This is a genomic window from Streptomyces sp. CA-243310, from assembly GCF_050936775.1.
Taxonomy (GTDB): Bacteria; Actinomycetota; Actinomycetes; order Streptomycetales; family Streptomycetaceae; genus Streptomyces.
In genome coordinates this window covers 2,514,770-2,529,344 of record NZ_JBNJMF010000002.1, presented here as the reverse complement: position 1 = coordinate 2,529,344, position 14,575 = coordinate 2,514,770, and the positions used below count along the sequence as shown (strand labels likewise).

Annotated in this window: 12 protein-coding genes and 2 tRNA genes; 11 read left to right on the top strand and 3 right to left on the bottom strand. The window is 69.2% G+C overall.

What is annotated here, in order from left to right; genetic code table 11:
• Nucleotides 1–37 precede the first annotated feature (37 nt).
• Complete coding sequence (locus ACQEVM_RS29045; protein WP_388947059.1) at nucleotides 38–232, top strand: hypothetical protein; 195 nt, start codon at nucleotides 38–40, stop codon at nucleotides 230–232.
• Between the two features lie 410 nt (nucleotides 233–642).
• On the opposite strand, the gene ACQEVM_RS29040 is transcribed toward ACQEVM_RS29045, so the two are convergent.
• A tRNA-Gly gene (locus tag ACQEVM_RS29040) sits at nucleotides 643–713 on the bottom strand.
• Nucleotides 714–926: 213 nt separating this feature from the next.
• Here ACQEVM_RS29040 and ACQEVM_RS29035 point away from each other — a divergent pair.
• From ACQEVM_RS29035 to clpX, 5 genes are all read left to right on the top strand, one after another.
• Nucleotides 927–1,003 (top strand) — tRNA-Pro (locus ACQEVM_RS29035).
• Between the two features lie 163 nt (nucleotides 1,004–1,166).
• Nucleotides 1,167–2,573, top strand: a complete 1,407-nt coding sequence (tig, locus tag ACQEVM_RS29030; protein WP_433083837.1) for a trigger factor — start codon at nucleotides 1,167–1,169, stop codon at nucleotides 2,571–2,573.
• A gap of 298 nt (nucleotides 2,574–2,871) precedes the next feature.
• On the top strand, nucleotides 2,872–3,489 hold the full coding sequence (locus ACQEVM_RS29025) for an ATP-dependent Clp protease proteolytic subunit (RefSeq protein ID WP_053674923.1): 618 nt from the start codon (nucleotides 2,872–2,874) through the stop codon (nucleotides 3,487–3,489).
• A 53-nt stretch (nucleotides 3,490–3,542) separates the two neighbouring features.
• Entirely contained in the window at nucleotides 3,543–4,217 is a 675-nt protein-coding gene (locus tag ACQEVM_RS29020) for an ATP-dependent Clp protease proteolytic subunit (protein ID WP_053674925.1), read from the top strand.
• Nucleotides 4,218–4,370: 153 nt separating this feature from the next.
• A complete protein-coding gene (gene clpX / locus ACQEVM_RS29015) occupies nucleotides 4,371–5,657 on the top strand; it encodes an ATP-dependent Clp protease ATP-binding subunit ClpX (RefSeq protein ID WP_053674927.1) in 1,287 nt (428 codons plus the stop codon).
• Nucleotides 5,658–5,741: 84 nt separating this feature from the next.
• Here the strand turns inward: clpX and ACQEVM_RS29010 are convergent, their stop codons facing one another.
• Nucleotides 5,742–6,707 carry a hypothetical protein gene (locus ACQEVM_RS29010; RefSeq protein ID WP_433083834.1) on the bottom strand — a complete coding sequence of 322 codons (966 nt, stop codon included), beginning with the start codon at nucleotides 6,705–6,707 and terminating at the stop codon, nucleotides 5,742–5,744.
• Nucleotides 6,708–6,901: 194 nt separating this feature from the next.
• On the opposite strand from ACQEVM_RS29010, the gene ACQEVM_RS29005 reads away from it, so the two are divergent.
• Complete coding sequence (locus ACQEVM_RS29005; RefSeq protein WP_433083832.1) at nucleotides 6,902–9,523, top strand: valine--tRNA ligase; 2,622 nt, start codon at nucleotides 6,902–6,904, stop codon at nucleotides 9,521–9,523.
• 184 nt (nucleotides 9,524–9,707) lie between these two features.
• The gene (locus tag ACQEVM_RS29000; RefSeq protein ID WP_433083830.1) at nucleotides 9,708–10,856 is read left to right on the top strand and encodes a sensor histidine kinase; all 1,149 of its coding nucleotides are present in this window, start codon (nucleotides 9,708–9,710) and stop codon (nucleotides 10,854–10,856) included.
• Nucleotides 10,857–10,886: 30 nt separating this feature from the next.
• On the opposite strand, the gene ACQEVM_RS28995 is transcribed toward ACQEVM_RS29000, so the two are convergent.
• Nucleotides 10,887–11,936 carry a rod shape-determining protein gene (locus tag ACQEVM_RS28995; protein WP_433083828.1) on the bottom strand — a complete coding sequence of 350 codons (1,050 nt, stop codon included), beginning with the start codon at nucleotides 11,934–11,936 and terminating at the stop codon, nucleotides 10,887–10,889.
• Nucleotides 11,937–12,053: 117 nt separating this feature from the next.
• Between ACQEVM_RS28995 and folC the strand changes: the two genes are divergently transcribed.
• The 3 genes from folC to ndk all read left to right on the top strand — a co-directional run bounded on the left by folC (nucleotide 12,054) and on the right by ndk (nucleotide 14,470).
• Nucleotides 12,054–13,592 (top strand): bifunctional tetrahydrofolate synthase/dihydrofolate synthase, encoded by a 1,539-nt coding sequence (gene folC, locus ACQEVM_RS28990; protein WP_433083826.1) that lies wholly within the window; start codon nucleotides 12,054–12,056, stop codon nucleotides 13,590–13,592.
• Between the two features lie 4 nt (nucleotides 13,593–13,596).
• Nucleotides 13,597–13,950: a DUF4233 domain-containing protein gene (locus ACQEVM_RS28985; protein WP_053674940.1), complete on the top strand. Its 354-nt coding sequence runs from the start codon at nucleotides 13,597–13,599 to the stop codon at nucleotides 13,948–13,950.
• Nucleotides 13,951–14,059: 109 nt separating this feature from the next.
• Nucleotides 14,060–14,470, top strand: a complete 411-nt coding sequence (ndk, locus tag ACQEVM_RS28980; protein ID WP_053674942.1) for a nucleoside-diphosphate kinase — start codon at nucleotides 14,060–14,062, stop codon at nucleotides 14,468–14,470.
• Nucleotides 14,471–14,575 lie beyond the last annotated feature (105 nt).

Here is a 14,575-nt window from a genome sequence, read left to right as displayed (position 1 = left end):
CAGGCCGACCAGGGGACGACCGAAGGTGTGATCAGTAGTGGCCATTTCGCTGTCAGTGGTGGTTCTGTTGGCGATCATCCTGGTGATCCTGATCCGCGGCAAGCACATGAAGGCCGGCCCCGCGATCATCGCGGTCCTCTTCGGCTTCTTCCTGGCGTCCAGCTCCATCGCCCCGGACGTCAACCGCTTCCTCAACTCCCTGGCGGACACGATCGCCGGCATCAAACTCTGAACCCGGGTCGCGCAATCCGAACGAGCCGGCGCACCACGGGTGCGCCGGCTCGTTCGTGACCCCCTGATCCTCCGACGCCCCGGCCCGTCACAAGGTTTCGACCGTCGCGGAGTTGACGATGACCTCGGCCGGACGCCTGTCCCTCGGACCGAGGAGGGGGATCCTCCCGCGTGGGCAGTCTCCGGCTTTGACCACGGCCGGGAGTGTCAGGTATTCCCGCTCGGGCGGATCGCCCCCGTTCAGCCCGGTCACCTGAATCGCGGTTCGGATGCTCATGCCCTCCCCCAAGAGGTCCTCTCCAGGGGACGCTCCCGCCCGCCCCGCCGACTTCGGCTCCGGGCGGGCCTTCCCGGGAACGACGAAGGGCCAGGTCGAGGAAACATCCTCTGACCTGGCCCTTTTCGCTTCAGAGCGGGTGACGGGAATCGAACCCGCGTAGCTAGTTTGGAAGACTAGGGCTCTACCATTGAGCTACACCCGCAAGACGTGCGACGCAGGTCCGGGGACCGCGGCACGGACAGCATCCTAGCGGGTCGTGGCGGGGGATCGCACACCGCTTTCCGGGGTGGCGTCGCGTTCGGTGTCGGTCCGCGGCCGCGTGCGTGTTTCGGTCCGCGGCCACGCGCGCGTACGCCTCTGTGGGAAACGCGCGCGTCGGAGGGTCTCCGGGCATGTACCCTACGTGTCGCACCGACGGGGTGTGGCGCAGCTTGGTAGCGCGTCCGCTTTGGGAGCGGAAGGTCGTCGGTTCGAATCCGGCCACCCCGACCAGCCAGCCTTACCCGCACGATGATCGCGTTGTGGGCTGATTGCCGCTTGCGGTTACTATGCAAGCTGCGTGCCCGTGTGTCCGATGCCGGGCCGAATCCGCTGAACCGCTGAATCACAGCGTGACGGCAGAACCCCCAGCAGTCAGCCACAAGGAGACCGAACCGTGAAGAGCGCCGTGGAGACCCTGAACCCGACTCGGGTTCGGCTCACTGTTGAGGTGCCCTTCGAGGAGCTCAAGGACAGCCTCGACGCGGCCTACAAGAAGATCAACCAGCAGGTCACGGTGAAGGGCTTCCGCAAGGGCAAGATCCCGGCCCGCGTCATCGACCAGCGCTTCGGCCGCGGTGCGGTGCTGGAGGAGGCCGTCAACGACGCCCTCCCGAAGTTCTACACCGAGGCCGTCAACGAGGCCGACCTGAACCCGCTGGGCCAGCCCGAGGTCGACATCAAGGAGCTGAAGGACGGCGAGCTGCTGTCCTTCACCGCCGAGGTGGACGTCCGCCCCGAGATCGAGATCCCGGACTTCGCCGGCATCGAGGTCGAGGTCGACGCGATCGACGTCTCCGACGAAGAGGTCGAGAAGGCCGTCGAGCAGCTGCGCGGTCGCTTCGCGTCCTCCAAGGACGTCGAGCGCGCGGCCGAGGACGGCGACGTCGTCACCATCGACCTTGAGGCCAAGGTCGACGGCGAGGTCCTCGAGGACGGCGTCGCCCAGGACGTCTCCTACACCATCGGCTCGGGCGAGCTTCTCGAAGGCATCGACGAGGCCGTCAAGGGCCTGGAGGCCGGTGGCGAGGCCACCTTCACCTCCCAGCTGAAGGGCGGCTCCGCCGAGGGCCAGGACGCCGAGGTCACCGTCAAGGTCACCAAGGTCTCCGCCCGTGAGCTGCCGGAGCTGGACGACGAGTTCGCGCAGATGGCGAGCGAGTTCGACACCCTCGACGAGCTCAAGGCGGACAGCCGTACCCGCCTGGAGAGCCAGAAGCAGTTCGACCAGGCCACCCAGGCCCAGGAGCGCGTGCTGGAGAAGTTCCTGGAGCTCGCGGAGATCCCCGTTCCCGAGAAGCTGCTCGCGGACGAGGTCCAGACCCGCAAGCACAACCTGGAGCACCACCAGCTCGGCCAGATGGGTCTGACCATCGAGAAGTTCCTGGAGATCCAGGGCAAGACGGTCGAGGAGTTCGAGGCCGAGACCGGCGAGCAGGCCGTCAAGGGCATCAAGACCCAGTTCCTGCTGGACGCCCTGGTCAACAAGGAGAAGCTGGGCGTGACCCAGGAGGAGCTCACCGAGCACCTCATGCGCCGCGCGCAGTCCTCCGGCATGTCCCCCGACCAGTTCGCCCAGGCGGTCGTCGAGGGTGGCCAGGTTCCGATGCTGGTCGGCGAGGTCGCTCGCGGCAAGGCCCTCGCGGTCGTCGTCGAGAAGGCCAAGGTCACCGACACCAACGGTGAGGTCGTCGACCTGTCCGACGAGGACGAGGACGAGGCCGCCGTCGAGGCGAACGCCGAGGTCGTCGAAGCCGACGCCGACGCGGATGCCGACGAGGCCAAGGCCGACGAGGCCAAGTAACACCTCGGGCGACGCCTCGCGCGGAGCCCGCCCCGCATTGGCGTGAAACATGCCCCGAAGGGCCCGGACGCAGCAGCGTGCGGGCCCTTCTGCGCTTGTCGGCGAGGGCTCTGACCTTGCGCTCCGAGCGAACAGTTCGGGAAGCGGGATGGCGTTGTCCCACCTGCGCGTTAGGGTCCATGAATACGAGGGCACGGGAGTACCCGAAGCCGGCGGACGTCGTCCGTACCGGTTGGTCCGCGCCCCAGAACGAGACGCTGAGACGGCATGTGGCCGTCGGAGACGAGCAGGTGGATACGTGACGAATCTGAAGCCTTACGCCGCGGGTGAGCCGTCCATCGGTGGCGGCCTCGGCGACCATGTCTACAACCGGCTGCTCGGCGAGCGCATCATCTTCCTCGGCCAGCAGGTAGACGACGACATCGCGAACAAGATCACGGCGCAGCTCCTGCTCCTGGCCGCCGAGCCGGAGAAGGACATCTTCCTGTACATCAACAGCCCCGGCGGCTCGGTGACGGCCGGCATGGCGGTCTACGACACCATGCAGTACATCCCCAACGACGTCGTCACCATCGGCATGGGCATGGCGGCCTCCATGGGCCAGTTCCTGCTGACCGGTGGCGCCAAGGGCAAGCGCTTCGCCCTGCCGAACACCGACATCCTGATGCACCAGGGTTCCGCCGGCATCGGTGGCACCGCGTCCGACATCAAGATCCAGGCCCAGTACCTGCTGCGCACCAAGCAGCGCATGGCCGAGATCACGGCGTTCCACTCGGGCCAGACTGTCGAGGCGATCATCCGCGACGGTGACCGCGACCGTTGGTTCACCTCCGAGGAGGCCAAGGAGTACGGCCTCATCGACGAGATCATCTCGGCCGCGTCCAACGTTCCGGGCGGCGGCGGCACCGGGGCCTGATCCCCGGCAAGCACCGTCAGTCCCCAGTCGACAGCCCGCAGAACGCCACCAGGATGGTGAACACCCAGATGCACATGAACAACCTCTCTCCCGCGAGCGGCCTTTACACCGGCGCTCAGGTGGACAACCGCTACGTCATCCCGCGCTTCGTCGAGCGCACCTCGCAGGGCGTGCGCGAGTACGACCCGTACGCGAAGCTCTTCGAGGAGCGCGTGATCTTCCTCGGCGTGCAGATCGACGACGCCTCCGCCAACGACGTGATGGCGCAGCTGCTGTGCCTGGAGTCGATGGACCCGGACCGCGACATCTCCATCTACATCAACAGCCCCGGTGGCTCCTTCACCGCGCTGACGGCGATCTACGACACCATGCAGTTCGTGAAGCCGGACATCCAGACGGTCTGCATGGGCCAGGCGGCCTCCGCCGCCGCGGTCCTGCTCGCCGCCGGCAGCCCCGGCAAGCGCATGGCCCTTCCGAACGCCCGTGTGCTGATCCACCAGCCCTCCGGCGGCACCGGTCGCGAGCAGCTCTCCGACCTGGAGATCGCGGCCAACGAGATCCTGCGCATGCGCGACCAGCTGGAGACCATGCTGGCCAAGCACTCGACGACGCCGCTGGAGAAGATCCGCGACGACATCGAGCGCGACAAGATCCTGACGGCCGAGGACGCCCTCGCGTACGGCCTGATCGACCAGATCGTTTCCACCCGCAAGAGCAACGCGGTCTGATCCTTGCCGCCAGTTGGCGTGGGCGTGTCGTCGGACGAGGCGATGTGAACCACGTCAAGGGGGCCCCGCAGGGGCCCCCCGGCAAGGTACCGTCGGATATGAGGCACCAGGAGCGCTGAACCAGGCGTCTCCCAGGCGAAGGGGAAGCACCTCGTGGCACGCATCGGTGACGGCGGCGACCTGCTCAAGTGCTCGTTCTGCGGAAAGAGCCAGAAGCAGGTGAAGAAGCTCATCGCAGGACCCGGTGTGTACATCTGCGACGAGTGCATCGACCTCTGCAACGAGATCATCGAAGAGGAACTCGCGGAGACCTCCGAGGTTCGGTGGGAGGAACTCCCCAAGCCCCGTGAGATCTACGAGTTCCTGGAGAGCTACGTCGTCGGCCAGGAGCCGGCGAAGAAGGCGCTCTCCGTCGCGGTCTACAACCACTACAAGCGGGTCCAGGCCGGCGAGAACGGCGGCGCGCAGGGCCGGGACGACGCGATCGAGCTCGCGAAGTCCAACATCCTGCTGCTGGGCCCGACGGGTTCCGGCAAGACGCTGCTGGCGCAGACGCTGGCCCGCATGCTCAACGTCCCGTTCGCCATCGCCGACGCGACGGCGCTGACGGAGGCCGGCTATGTCGGCGAGGACGTCGAGAACATCCTGCTCAAGCTGATCCAGGCCGCTGACTACGACGTCAAGAAGGCCGAGACCGGGATCATCTACATCGACGAGATCGACAAGGTCGCCCGCAAGAGCGAGAACCCGTCGATCACCCGCGATGTGAGCGGGGAGGGCGTGCAGCAGGCCCTCCTGAAGATCCTGGAAGGCACGACGGCCTCCGTCCCGCCGCAGGGCGGGCGCAAGCACCCGCACCAGGAGTTCATCCAGATCGACACGACGAACGTGCTGTTCATCGTGGGTGGCGCGTTCTCGGGTCTGGAGAAGATCATCGAGTCGCGCGCGGGCGCCAAGGGCATCGGCTTCGGGGCGACGATCCGCTCGAAGCGCGAGATCGAGGCGAGCGACCAGTTCCACGAGGTCATGCCGGAGGACCTGGTGAAGTTCGGGATGATCCCCGAGTTCATCGGCCGTCTGCCCGTGCTGACCTCCGTGCACAACCTGGACCGCGAGGCCCTGCTCCAGATCCTGATCGAGCCGCGCAACGCCCTGGTGAAGCAGTACCAGCGGCTGTTCGAACTCGACGGTGTCGAGCTGGACTTCGAGCGCGAGGCGCTGGAGGCCATCGCCGATCAGGCCATCCTCCGCCAGACGGGTGCGCGAGGCCTGCGCGCCATCATGGAAGAGGTCCTGATGTCGGTGATGTACGAGGTCCCGTCCCGCAAGGACGTGGCCCGAGTGGTCATCACCGCGGACGTGGTCCGCTCCAACGTCAACCCGACGCTGGTCCCGCGGATCGTCCCGAAGGACCAGGGCCCGCACGAGAAGTCGGCGTAGCCGCACGGCAGTCACGCGAAAAGGGGGCGCCCCGGCCGACCGGCCGGGGCGCCCCCTTTCGTCACGTCGTGTGACGCGTCCGGTTCACTTCTTGACGCGGGCGCTCTTGTACAGCTTGGCCGTGAAATCGGCGTTCTGTTCCAGCGTGTAGCCCGTCTTGCCCGTCAACACCGCACCGTTGTCGACCGCGCTGACGACGCCGAGGGTGCTGTAGTCGGCCCAGATGCACACCGGGAGCGTGAGTTCCTTCGGCCCGGGAGTCGTGGACTTGGTGGCCTTGATCTTCAGCTCCTGGCACTTCATGACCGCGCCCTTGAAACCGGACGGATTGATCTCCTTCGGGCTGCCGAGGAGTTCGGCCTCCACGTCGGAGCCGCCCTTGGCGATGCCGAGCTTCGCCAGGGCGAAGTACCCGTCCACGGACTTCTCCGGGTCGGCGATCTCGCCGTAGAAGCCCTGGAAGTCGACGGACTTGCCCGCCAGCGGGTTGGTCGGGTCACCGCCCTGGTAACCCATGCCCACCTGGGTGGGGTTCTTGACGCCCGCCGCCTCGACCTCCTTGCGGCTCTCGTCGGTGAACGGCTTCTGCTTGTACTTCGGGTTCTGCTTGAAGTCGTCCACGTTCGCCGGGGCGACCAGCTTGTAGCCCTTGGTGTCGTCCGACACCGCGCCCGCGCCGCCGCTGCCCAGGAAGTACCAGGCGCCGCCCGCGATGGCCGCCACCAGGACGACCGACAGGACGATCACGCCGGCCTTGGACTTCTTCGGCGGCTGCTGCGGCGGCATCCCGCCGTACGGAGGCTGCTGGGGCGGGATCCCCGGCTGCTGCGGGTAGCCGTAGCCCGGCTGCTGCGGGGGCTGCTGCGGGTAGCCGGGCTGCTGCGGGTACCCCTGGGGGGCGCCCGGCGGGGGCGGCTGCTGGGGGTAGCCGTAGCCGGGCTGCGGGGCAGGCTGCCCGTACGGGTTCGGCTGCTGCGGAGGCGGGCCTCCGTAGGGTCCGGGCTGCTGCGGCTGCCCGCCGCCGTACGGTCCCGGCTGGTTGTAACTCATGACCGCGTCCCCCTTTAGGAACTTCTTATGTTGCTCTCATCCTGACGGAAGCACGGGGGGTTCCGGCCGCCGGGGCCCCAGGCGTTACGGAACCACGACGCCGGCGCCGCCCCGATCGGCGACGTCGTCGGGGCGCGGGCCGGGCGACGGAATGGATTCGTGACTGGGGCGGGGGCGCCCGTATCCTGTGCCCCGTGACCGAGAACACGCAGACACCCAGCGCCCCCACCTCCGAACTGCCGACCCAGTACGCGCCGGCCGAGGTAGAGGGAGAGCTCTACGAGCGCTGGGTGGAGCGCGGTTACTTCACCGCCGATCCGGCGAGCGAGAAGCCCCCGTACACCATCGTCATCCCGCCGCCGAACGTCACCGGCTCGCTCCACCTGGGACACGCCTTCCAGCACACGCTCATGGACGCCCTCACCCGCCGCAAGCGGATGCAGGGTTACGAGGCGCTGTGGCTGCCGGGCATGGACCACGCCGGCATCGCCACCCAGAACAAGGTCGAGCAGCAGCTCGCCGAGGAGGGCAAGTCCCGCCACGACCTGGGCCGCGAGGAGTTCATCGAGCGCGTCTGGCAGTGGAAGGAAGAGTACGGCGGCAAGATCCTCGGCCAGATGCGTCGCCTCGGCGACGGCGTCGACTGGTCGCGTGAGCGCTTCACCATGGACGAGGGCCTGTCCAAGGCCGTCCAGACCATCTTCAAGAAGCTCTACGACGACGGTCTGATCTACCGCGCCGAGCGCATCATCAACTGGTGCCCCCGCTGTCTGACCGCCATCTCCGACATCGAGGTGGAGTACCAGGACGACGCGGGCGAGCTGGTCTCGATCCGCTACGGCGAGGGCGAGGACAGCCTCGTCGTCGCGACGACCCGCGCCGAGACGATGCTCGGTGACACCGCCGTGGCCGTCCACCCCGACGACGAGCGGTACAAGCACCTCGTCGGCACCCGGATCAAGCTTCCGCTGACCGACCGGACCATCCCGATCGTCGCCGACACGCACGTCGACCCGGAGTTCGGCACCGGCGCCGTCAAGGTGACGCCCGCGCACGACCCGAACGACTTCGCGATCGGGCAGCGCCACGACCTCGAATCCATGACGATCATGGACGAGCGGGGCGTCATCACCGTCCACGGTCCCTTCCAGGGCCTGGACCGCTTCGAGGCCCGTTCGGCCGTCGTCGGCGCACTGCGCGAGCAGGGCCGCATCGTCGCCGAGAAGCGCCCGTACCAGCACTCCGTGGGGCACTGCTCCCGCTGCCGCACCACCGTCGAGCCGCGCCTGTCCCTCCAGTGGTGGGTCGGCGTCAAGCCGCTCGCCACGGCGGCCGGTGACGCGGTCCGCGACGGCCGGGTCGCGATCCACCCGCGCGAGATGGAGAAGCGCTACTTCGACTGGGTCGACAACCTCAACGACTGGTGCATCTCGCGCCAGCTGTGGTGGGGCCACCGGATCCCGATCTGGTACGGCCCGGAGGGGCAGATCGTCTGCGTCGGACCGGACGACGAGATCCCGACCGGCGAGGGCTGGACGCAGGACACCGACGTCCTCGACACGTGGTTCTCCTCCGGCCTGTGGCCGTTCTCCACGCTCGGCTGGCCGGAGAAGACCCCGGACCTGAAGAAGTTCTACTCCACCGACGTCCTGGTCACCGGCCACGACATCATCTTCTTCTGGGTCGCCCGGATGATGATGTTCGGTCTGTACGCCATGGACGGCGAGGTCCCCTTCAAGACGATCGCGCTGACCGGCCTGGTCCGTGACGAGCGCGGCAAGAAGATGTCGAAGTCCTTCGGCAACGTGGTCGACCCGCTGGACTGGATGGACAAGTACGGCTCCGACGCCGTCCGCTTCACCCTCGCCAAGGGCGCCAACCCCGGCACCGACGTCCCGATCGGCGAGGACTGGGTCCAGGCGTCCCGGAACTTCGCCAACAAGATCTGGAACGCGACCCGCTTCGCGCTGATGAACGGCGCCACCGTCGAGGGCGAGCTGCCGGCCCCCGAGCAGATGTCGGCGACCGACCGCTGGATCCTGTCGCGGCTGAACAAGACCGTCGAGCAGGTGGACGCGTACTACGACGACTTCCAGTTCTCGAAGCTCAGCGAGGCGCTCTACCACTTCGCGTGGGACGAGGTCTTCGACTGGTACGTCGAGCTGTCGAAGACGACGTTCTTCGCGGGCGGCGAGGGCGCCAAGGTCTCCGGTCGCGTCCTCGGCGAGGTCCTCGACGTCACGCTGCGCCTGCTGCACCCGGTGGTCCCCTTCGTCACCGAGACCCTGTGGACCACGCTCACCGGCGGCGAGTCCCTCGTCATCGCCGACTGGCCCAAGGACAGCGGCTTCCGCGACGAGGCCGCCGAGCGCGAGATCGAGAACCTCCAGGCCGTCGTCACCGAGGTCCGCCGCTTCCGGGCCGACCAGGGCCTGCAGCCGGGCCAGAAGGTCCCGGCCCGCCTGGACCTGGCCGGTACCGAGCTGGCCGCGCACGAGGGTGCGATCCGGCAGCTGCTGCGCCTCCAGCCGGAAGGCGAGGACTTCAACGCCACCGCGACCCTGCCGGTCGCCGGCGCCACCGTCGCGCTCGACCTGTCGGGCACCATCGACGTGGCCGCCGAGCGCAAGCGGCTGTCGAAGGACCTGACCGCCGCGGAGAAGGAGAAGCAGCAGGCGGAGGGCAAGCTCGGCAACGAGGCCTTCCTGGCCAAGGCCCCCGACAACGTCGTGGACAAGATCAAGGGCCGGCTCGCCAAGGCCGAGTCGGACATCATCCGGATCCAGGCCCAGCTGGGGACGCTGCCGCCCGCGTAGCGGCCGGCAGGACGGGCCGAGGCCCCCACACCGTCGCGCGGCGTGGGGGCCTTCGCCGTACTCGGCCCCGCCACCCCGGTGGGGCCGACCGGCCCTGCCGGAAATCATCCCGAGTGCCACAAATCACTTCTTATGCCCCGTCATCTCATTCGATCGGGGCCGCTCACCACGGATGATGGGGGACATGCACGCCAAGCCCGTCGTCTCGGCGCTCCGCCAAGCCGTGGCCATCGGCCGCCGGCTCGGCGAGGGCTGGACCGGGTCTCCCCGGGCCATGGACGTCCTGACCGCCCTGAGCTGCCTCGCCCTGATGGCGTTGGACCTGCCGGGCCTGGCCGCCGCCGACAATTCGCTCAACGGCTGGATGGCCGCCGCCGTTCTCACCGCGGGCTGCGCGAGCCTGCTGGTACGGCGCCGCATGCCCTGGCTCGCATACCTCATCGCCCTGTTGTTCGTCGGATGGCTGCACGAGCTGACGCTGATCCAGTTCGCCCTGTACTCGGTCGGCCGCTACCGGGGCCGGCGGGCCGGAATCCTGGCCACCCTCGGCTACGTGGCCTTCGCGCTCGCGGTGTTCAGCATCCCGGGATGGCCCGAGCCGCGGGCGCAGAGCCTCAGCGCCTTCCTCGGCCTGGTCGTGCCGATCGGGGTGCTCGCCTCGGCCGTCGGGATCGCCGCGTACCGGCACGACCTGGTGCGGGAGCTCGACGTACGGCGGGCCGAGTCGGCCGTCTTCCGGGCCGTGCAGCAGGAGCGGACCTCCGTCGCCCGGGACGTGCACGACTTCGTCGGGCGGGAGCTGACCCTGCTGACCGTGCGCTCCGAGGTGCTGTCGACGCGGGCGCGCGAGACGACGTACGCGAAGGACTTCGAGGAGCTGGCCGACACCGCGCGCCGCGCCCACCTGGTGCTGAACGAGATCATCGTGCAGCGCGGCGGACCGTCCGCGACCCCCGGTGTCGAGGGCCTGGCGGCGCTGGCGCAGGAGAGCGGACGGGCCGGTTCACCGGTGCGCCTGGTGATGGATCCCGAGGTGCACGAGGTGTCGCCGCTGCGCCAGGCGGCGGTCTACCGGGTGGTGCAGGAATGCCTCACCAACGCGGCCAAGCACGCCCGGGGCGAGACGATCGACGTGTCGATCGAGGCCGCCGGCCCGCACCTGCGGATCGCCGTCATCAACAGCCTCCCCGAGCGCACCCCGACCCGCGCCCCCGTCTCGGCGGGCTCGGGCACGGCGAGCATGTCCGAACGCGTGCGCAGCCTCGGCGGAACCCTGAAGGCGAAGCGGACCGACGAGTCGTACGTGGTGATCGCCACGCTGCCGCGCGGATAGGCGTCGGTTCGCGGGGCGCGGAGCGACCGGTCAGGCCTTGGCGGGGGACAGCAGGCCGTTCAGGGTGTCGAGGTCCTCGACGCACTTGCCCGACCCCAGTGCCACGCAGTCCAGCGGGGCGTCCGCGACGAACACCGGGATGCCGGTCGCGGAGGCCATGCGCAGGTCCAGGCCCGGAAGCAGGGCGCCGCCGCCGGTGAGGACGATGCCGTGCTCCATCACGTCGCCGGACAGTTCCGGCGGGCACTCCTCCAGGGTGCCGCGCACGGCGGCGATGATCGCCTCGACCGGTTCGTCGAGGGCGGCCCGTACGTCGACGGCGGTCAGTTCCAGGGTCTTCGGCATTCCCCCGACCTTCTCGCGGCCCCGCACGGTGAAGGCGCGGGTCTCCGAGTCCGGCCGCTCCGGGACCGGCCAGGCCGAGCCGATGGCCACCTTGACGTCCTCGGCGGTGCGCTCGCCGATGAGCAGCCCGTGCTCCTTGCGGACGTGGTCCGTGATCGCCGCGTCCAGCCGGTCCCCGCCGACCCGCAGCGATCGGGAGGTGACGATGCCGCCGAGCGAGATGACGGCCACCTCGGTGGTTCCGCCGCCGATGTCCACCACCATGGAGCCGCGCGCCTCGGACACGGGCAGCCCGGCGCCGATCGCCGCCGCCATCGGCTCCTCGATCAGGTGCACGGTCTTGGCGCCGGCCCGGGTGGACGCGTGCACGATGGCCCGTCGTTCGACCGGGGTAACCCCGGACGGCACGCAGACCACCATGCGGGTGCGCGGCCGGCGGCCCGGGACGGCCTTGCGGACGAAGTGCCGGATCATCTCCTCGGCGGCCTCGTAGTCGCAGATCACCCCGCCCTGGAGGGGACGGATCGCGGTGATGGAACCGGGGGTGCGGCCGATGGTCTCCTTGGCCTCGGTCCCGACGGCCAGCGCGGTGGTCGTGCCGGCCTTCACGGCGACCACGGACGGCTCATTGAGGACGATGCCGTGGCCCCGGGCGTAGACGAGCGTGTTCGCGGTCCCCAGGTCGATCCCTATGTCGCGGCTGGAATTCGTCTTGTTGCTGCTGGCCTGCGGCATTTGTTCCCCTATCTCCTGCCCGCAAGGCTTGCATAACGATCCGGTCGCTTTGATCGCCGAAGGTCCCGAAGCGGCCGGGCCGAAAGTCCTGCGGGTCCTCGTCCGTAGACTGGCCCCGTGAGTGAGCAGCAGCCCGAGAGCCATGGCCCCGATGAACCGGGCCGCCCCTTCGACGGGATCGACGAGTTCGACCAGATCATCGCGGAGGAGTCCGACCGCGACCCCGACCTGGCGGTGATCGAGGCCGGCAGTCGCACCCTGCGCGCACACGGCGGAGCGCCGCTGGGCGACCAGGTGCCCGCCGTCCCCACCGACCCGGAGGCGGCCAAGGCGCTCCAGGAGGTGGAACAGGAGCTGGCCGGCCGCTGGGGCGAGACGAAGCTGGAGCCGTCCGTCTCGCGGATCGCCGCGCTCATGGACGTCCTCGGCGAGCCGCAGCGCGCGTACCCGTCCATCCATGTCACCGGCACCAACGGCAAGACCAGCACCGCACGCATGATCGAGGCCCTGCTGAACGCCTTCGAGCTGCGCACCGGCCGCTACACCAGCCCGCACGTGCAGTCCGTCACCGAGCGGATCAGCCTGGACGGGGCGCCGATCACCCCCGAGCGGTTCGTGGAGACCTACCACGACGTCAAGCCGTACGTGGAGATGGTCGACGCCGCCCAGGAGTACCGGCTGTCGTTCTTCGAGGTGCTCACCGGGATGGCCTACGCGGCCTTCGCGGACGCCCCCGTGGACGTGGCGGTCGTCGAGGTCGGCATGGGCGGCACCTGGGACGCCACCAACGTGATCGACGGCGTGGTCGCCGTGGTCACCCCGATCAGCCTCGACCACACCGACCGGCTCGGCTCCACCCCCGGCGAGATCGCGCAGGAGAAGGGCGGCGTCATCAAGCAGGACGCCACCGTCATCCTGGCGCAGCAGCCGGTCGACGCGGCGCAGGTGCTGCTGAAGAAGGCCGTCGAGGTCGACGCGACCGTGGCCCGCGAGGGCATGGAGTTCGGGGTCGTCTCCCGCGAGGTGGCGGTCGGCGGCCAGATGCTGACCCTGCGCGGCGTGGGCGGCGAGTACGACGGCATCTTCCTCCCGCTGTACGGCGCCCACATGGCGCACAACGCGGCCGTGGCGCTGGCGGCGGTCGAGGCCTTCTTCGGGGTCGGCGCGGAGCACGCGCGGGAGCTGGACACGGACACCGTGCGCAAGGCCTTCGCCTCGGTGACCTCGCCGGGCCGCATGGAGGTCGTCCGGCGCAGCCCCACCGTGGTCCTGGACGCGGCCCACAATCCGGCGGGGGCCCGGGTGACCGCCGAGGCCGTCACCGAGGCGTTCGGCTTCAGCCGACTGATCGGGGTCGTGGCCGCCAGCGAGGGCAAGGACGTCAGGGGGGTCCTGGAGGCCTTCGAGCCGATCTTCGCGGAGATCGTGGTCACGGAGAACTCCAGCCACCGGGCGATGTCGGCCGACGAACTGGCGGGCGTGGCGGTGGAGGTCTTCGGGGCCGACCGGGTGCAGGTGGAGCCGAGGCTGGACGACGCCCTGGAGGCGGCGATCACCCTGGCGGAGGAAGAGGCCGAATACGGCGGGGCCGGGGTCCTGGTGACCGGCTCGGTGATCACGGTGGGCGAGGCCCGCCTGCTGTTCAAGAGGGGCTGAGGGAATGCGCACGCTCTGCGCGAGCACGCTGATCGGCGAGTTCTTCGTGATCGGTTTCGCGGGCCTGGTGGCCATGAAGGACCCGGACCTGACCCAGGCGACCGTGTGGACGGTGTGCGGCGTCGCGATGCTGCTGTCGATCCTGCTGTGCGGGATGCTGTCGCGGCCCGGCGCGGTACAACTGGGATGGGCCCTCCAGGTGGGCCTGATCCTCAGCGGTTTCGTGGTGCCGACGATGTTCTTCCTCGGGGCGGTCTTCGCCGGGCTGTGGTGGTGCTCCGTGCACTACGGACGCCGCATCGACGACGTGAAGGCCCGTTGGGCCGCCGCCCATCCGGAGCACGAGGCGCAGGCCTGAGGTCACGGCTGCGTCACCCCCGGGCGGCCGGCACCCGGCGGGGGCGGTCCGGCCCCGGAGCACCTGTAGATTCGTCCCACCGCACCCGTTTGCCGCAAGGAGTTCCCACATGACCCAGCGCACGCTCGTCCTGCTCAAGCCCGACGCCGTCCGTCGTGGCCTGATCGGCGAGATCATCGGCCGCATCGAGCGGAAGGCCGGCTGGACCATTCCCGCGCTGGAGCTGCGCACGCTCGACCAGGAGACCCTGGAGGCGCACTACGGCGAGCACAAGGGCAAGCCGTTCTACGAGCCCCTCATGGGCTTCATGTCCGGTGGCCCGGTCGTCGCCCTCGTGGTCGAGGGCGAGCGCGTGATCGAGGGCGTCCGCGGCCTCGCCGGCCCGACCGACCCGATCGCCGCGGCGCCCGGCTCGATCCGCGGCGACTTCGGTTCCATCACCCGGGAGAACCTGATCCACGCCTCGGATTCCGAGGAGTCCGCGGAGCGCGAGCTGAAGCTGTTCTTCCCCGCGCTCTGAGGCGGTTCCCCCGTCAAGCGGAACGCTGTCATCGCAGTCTCCTCTGACGCGAGATCAGCCGAATAGCGCTCACGACCTGGGGCGACCGAAGTAATTTCGGTCGCC

What these genes read in the sequence shown, in the direction of transcription:
- ACQEVM_RS29020 (WP_053674925.1), top strand. Translation starts at nt 3,543, where the DNA reads ATGGTGAACACCCAGATGCACATGAACAACCTCTCTCCCGCGAGCGGC.
- ACQEVM_RS29010 (WP_433083834.1), bottom strand. Translation starts at nt 6,707, where the DNA reads ATGAGTTACAACCAGCCGGGACCGTACGGCGGCGGGCAGCCGCAGCAG.
- ACQEVM_RS29000 (WP_433083830.1), top strand. Translation starts at nt 9,708, where the DNA reads ATGCACGCCAAGCCCGTCGTCTCGGCGCTCCGCCAAGCCGTGGCCATC.
- ACQEVM_RS28995 (WP_433083828.1), bottom strand. Translation starts at nt 11,936, where the DNA reads ATGCCGCAGGCCAGCAGCAACAAGACGAATTCCAGCCGCGACATAGGG.
- ACQEVM_RS28985 (WP_053674940.1), top strand. Translation starts at nt 13,597, where the DNA reads ATGCGCACGCTCTGCGCGAGCACGCTGATCGGCGAGTTCTTCGTGATC.
- ndk (WP_053674942.1), top strand. Translation starts at nt 14,060, where the DNA reads ATGACCCAGCGCACGCTCGTCCTGCTCAAGCCCGACGCCGTCCGTCGT.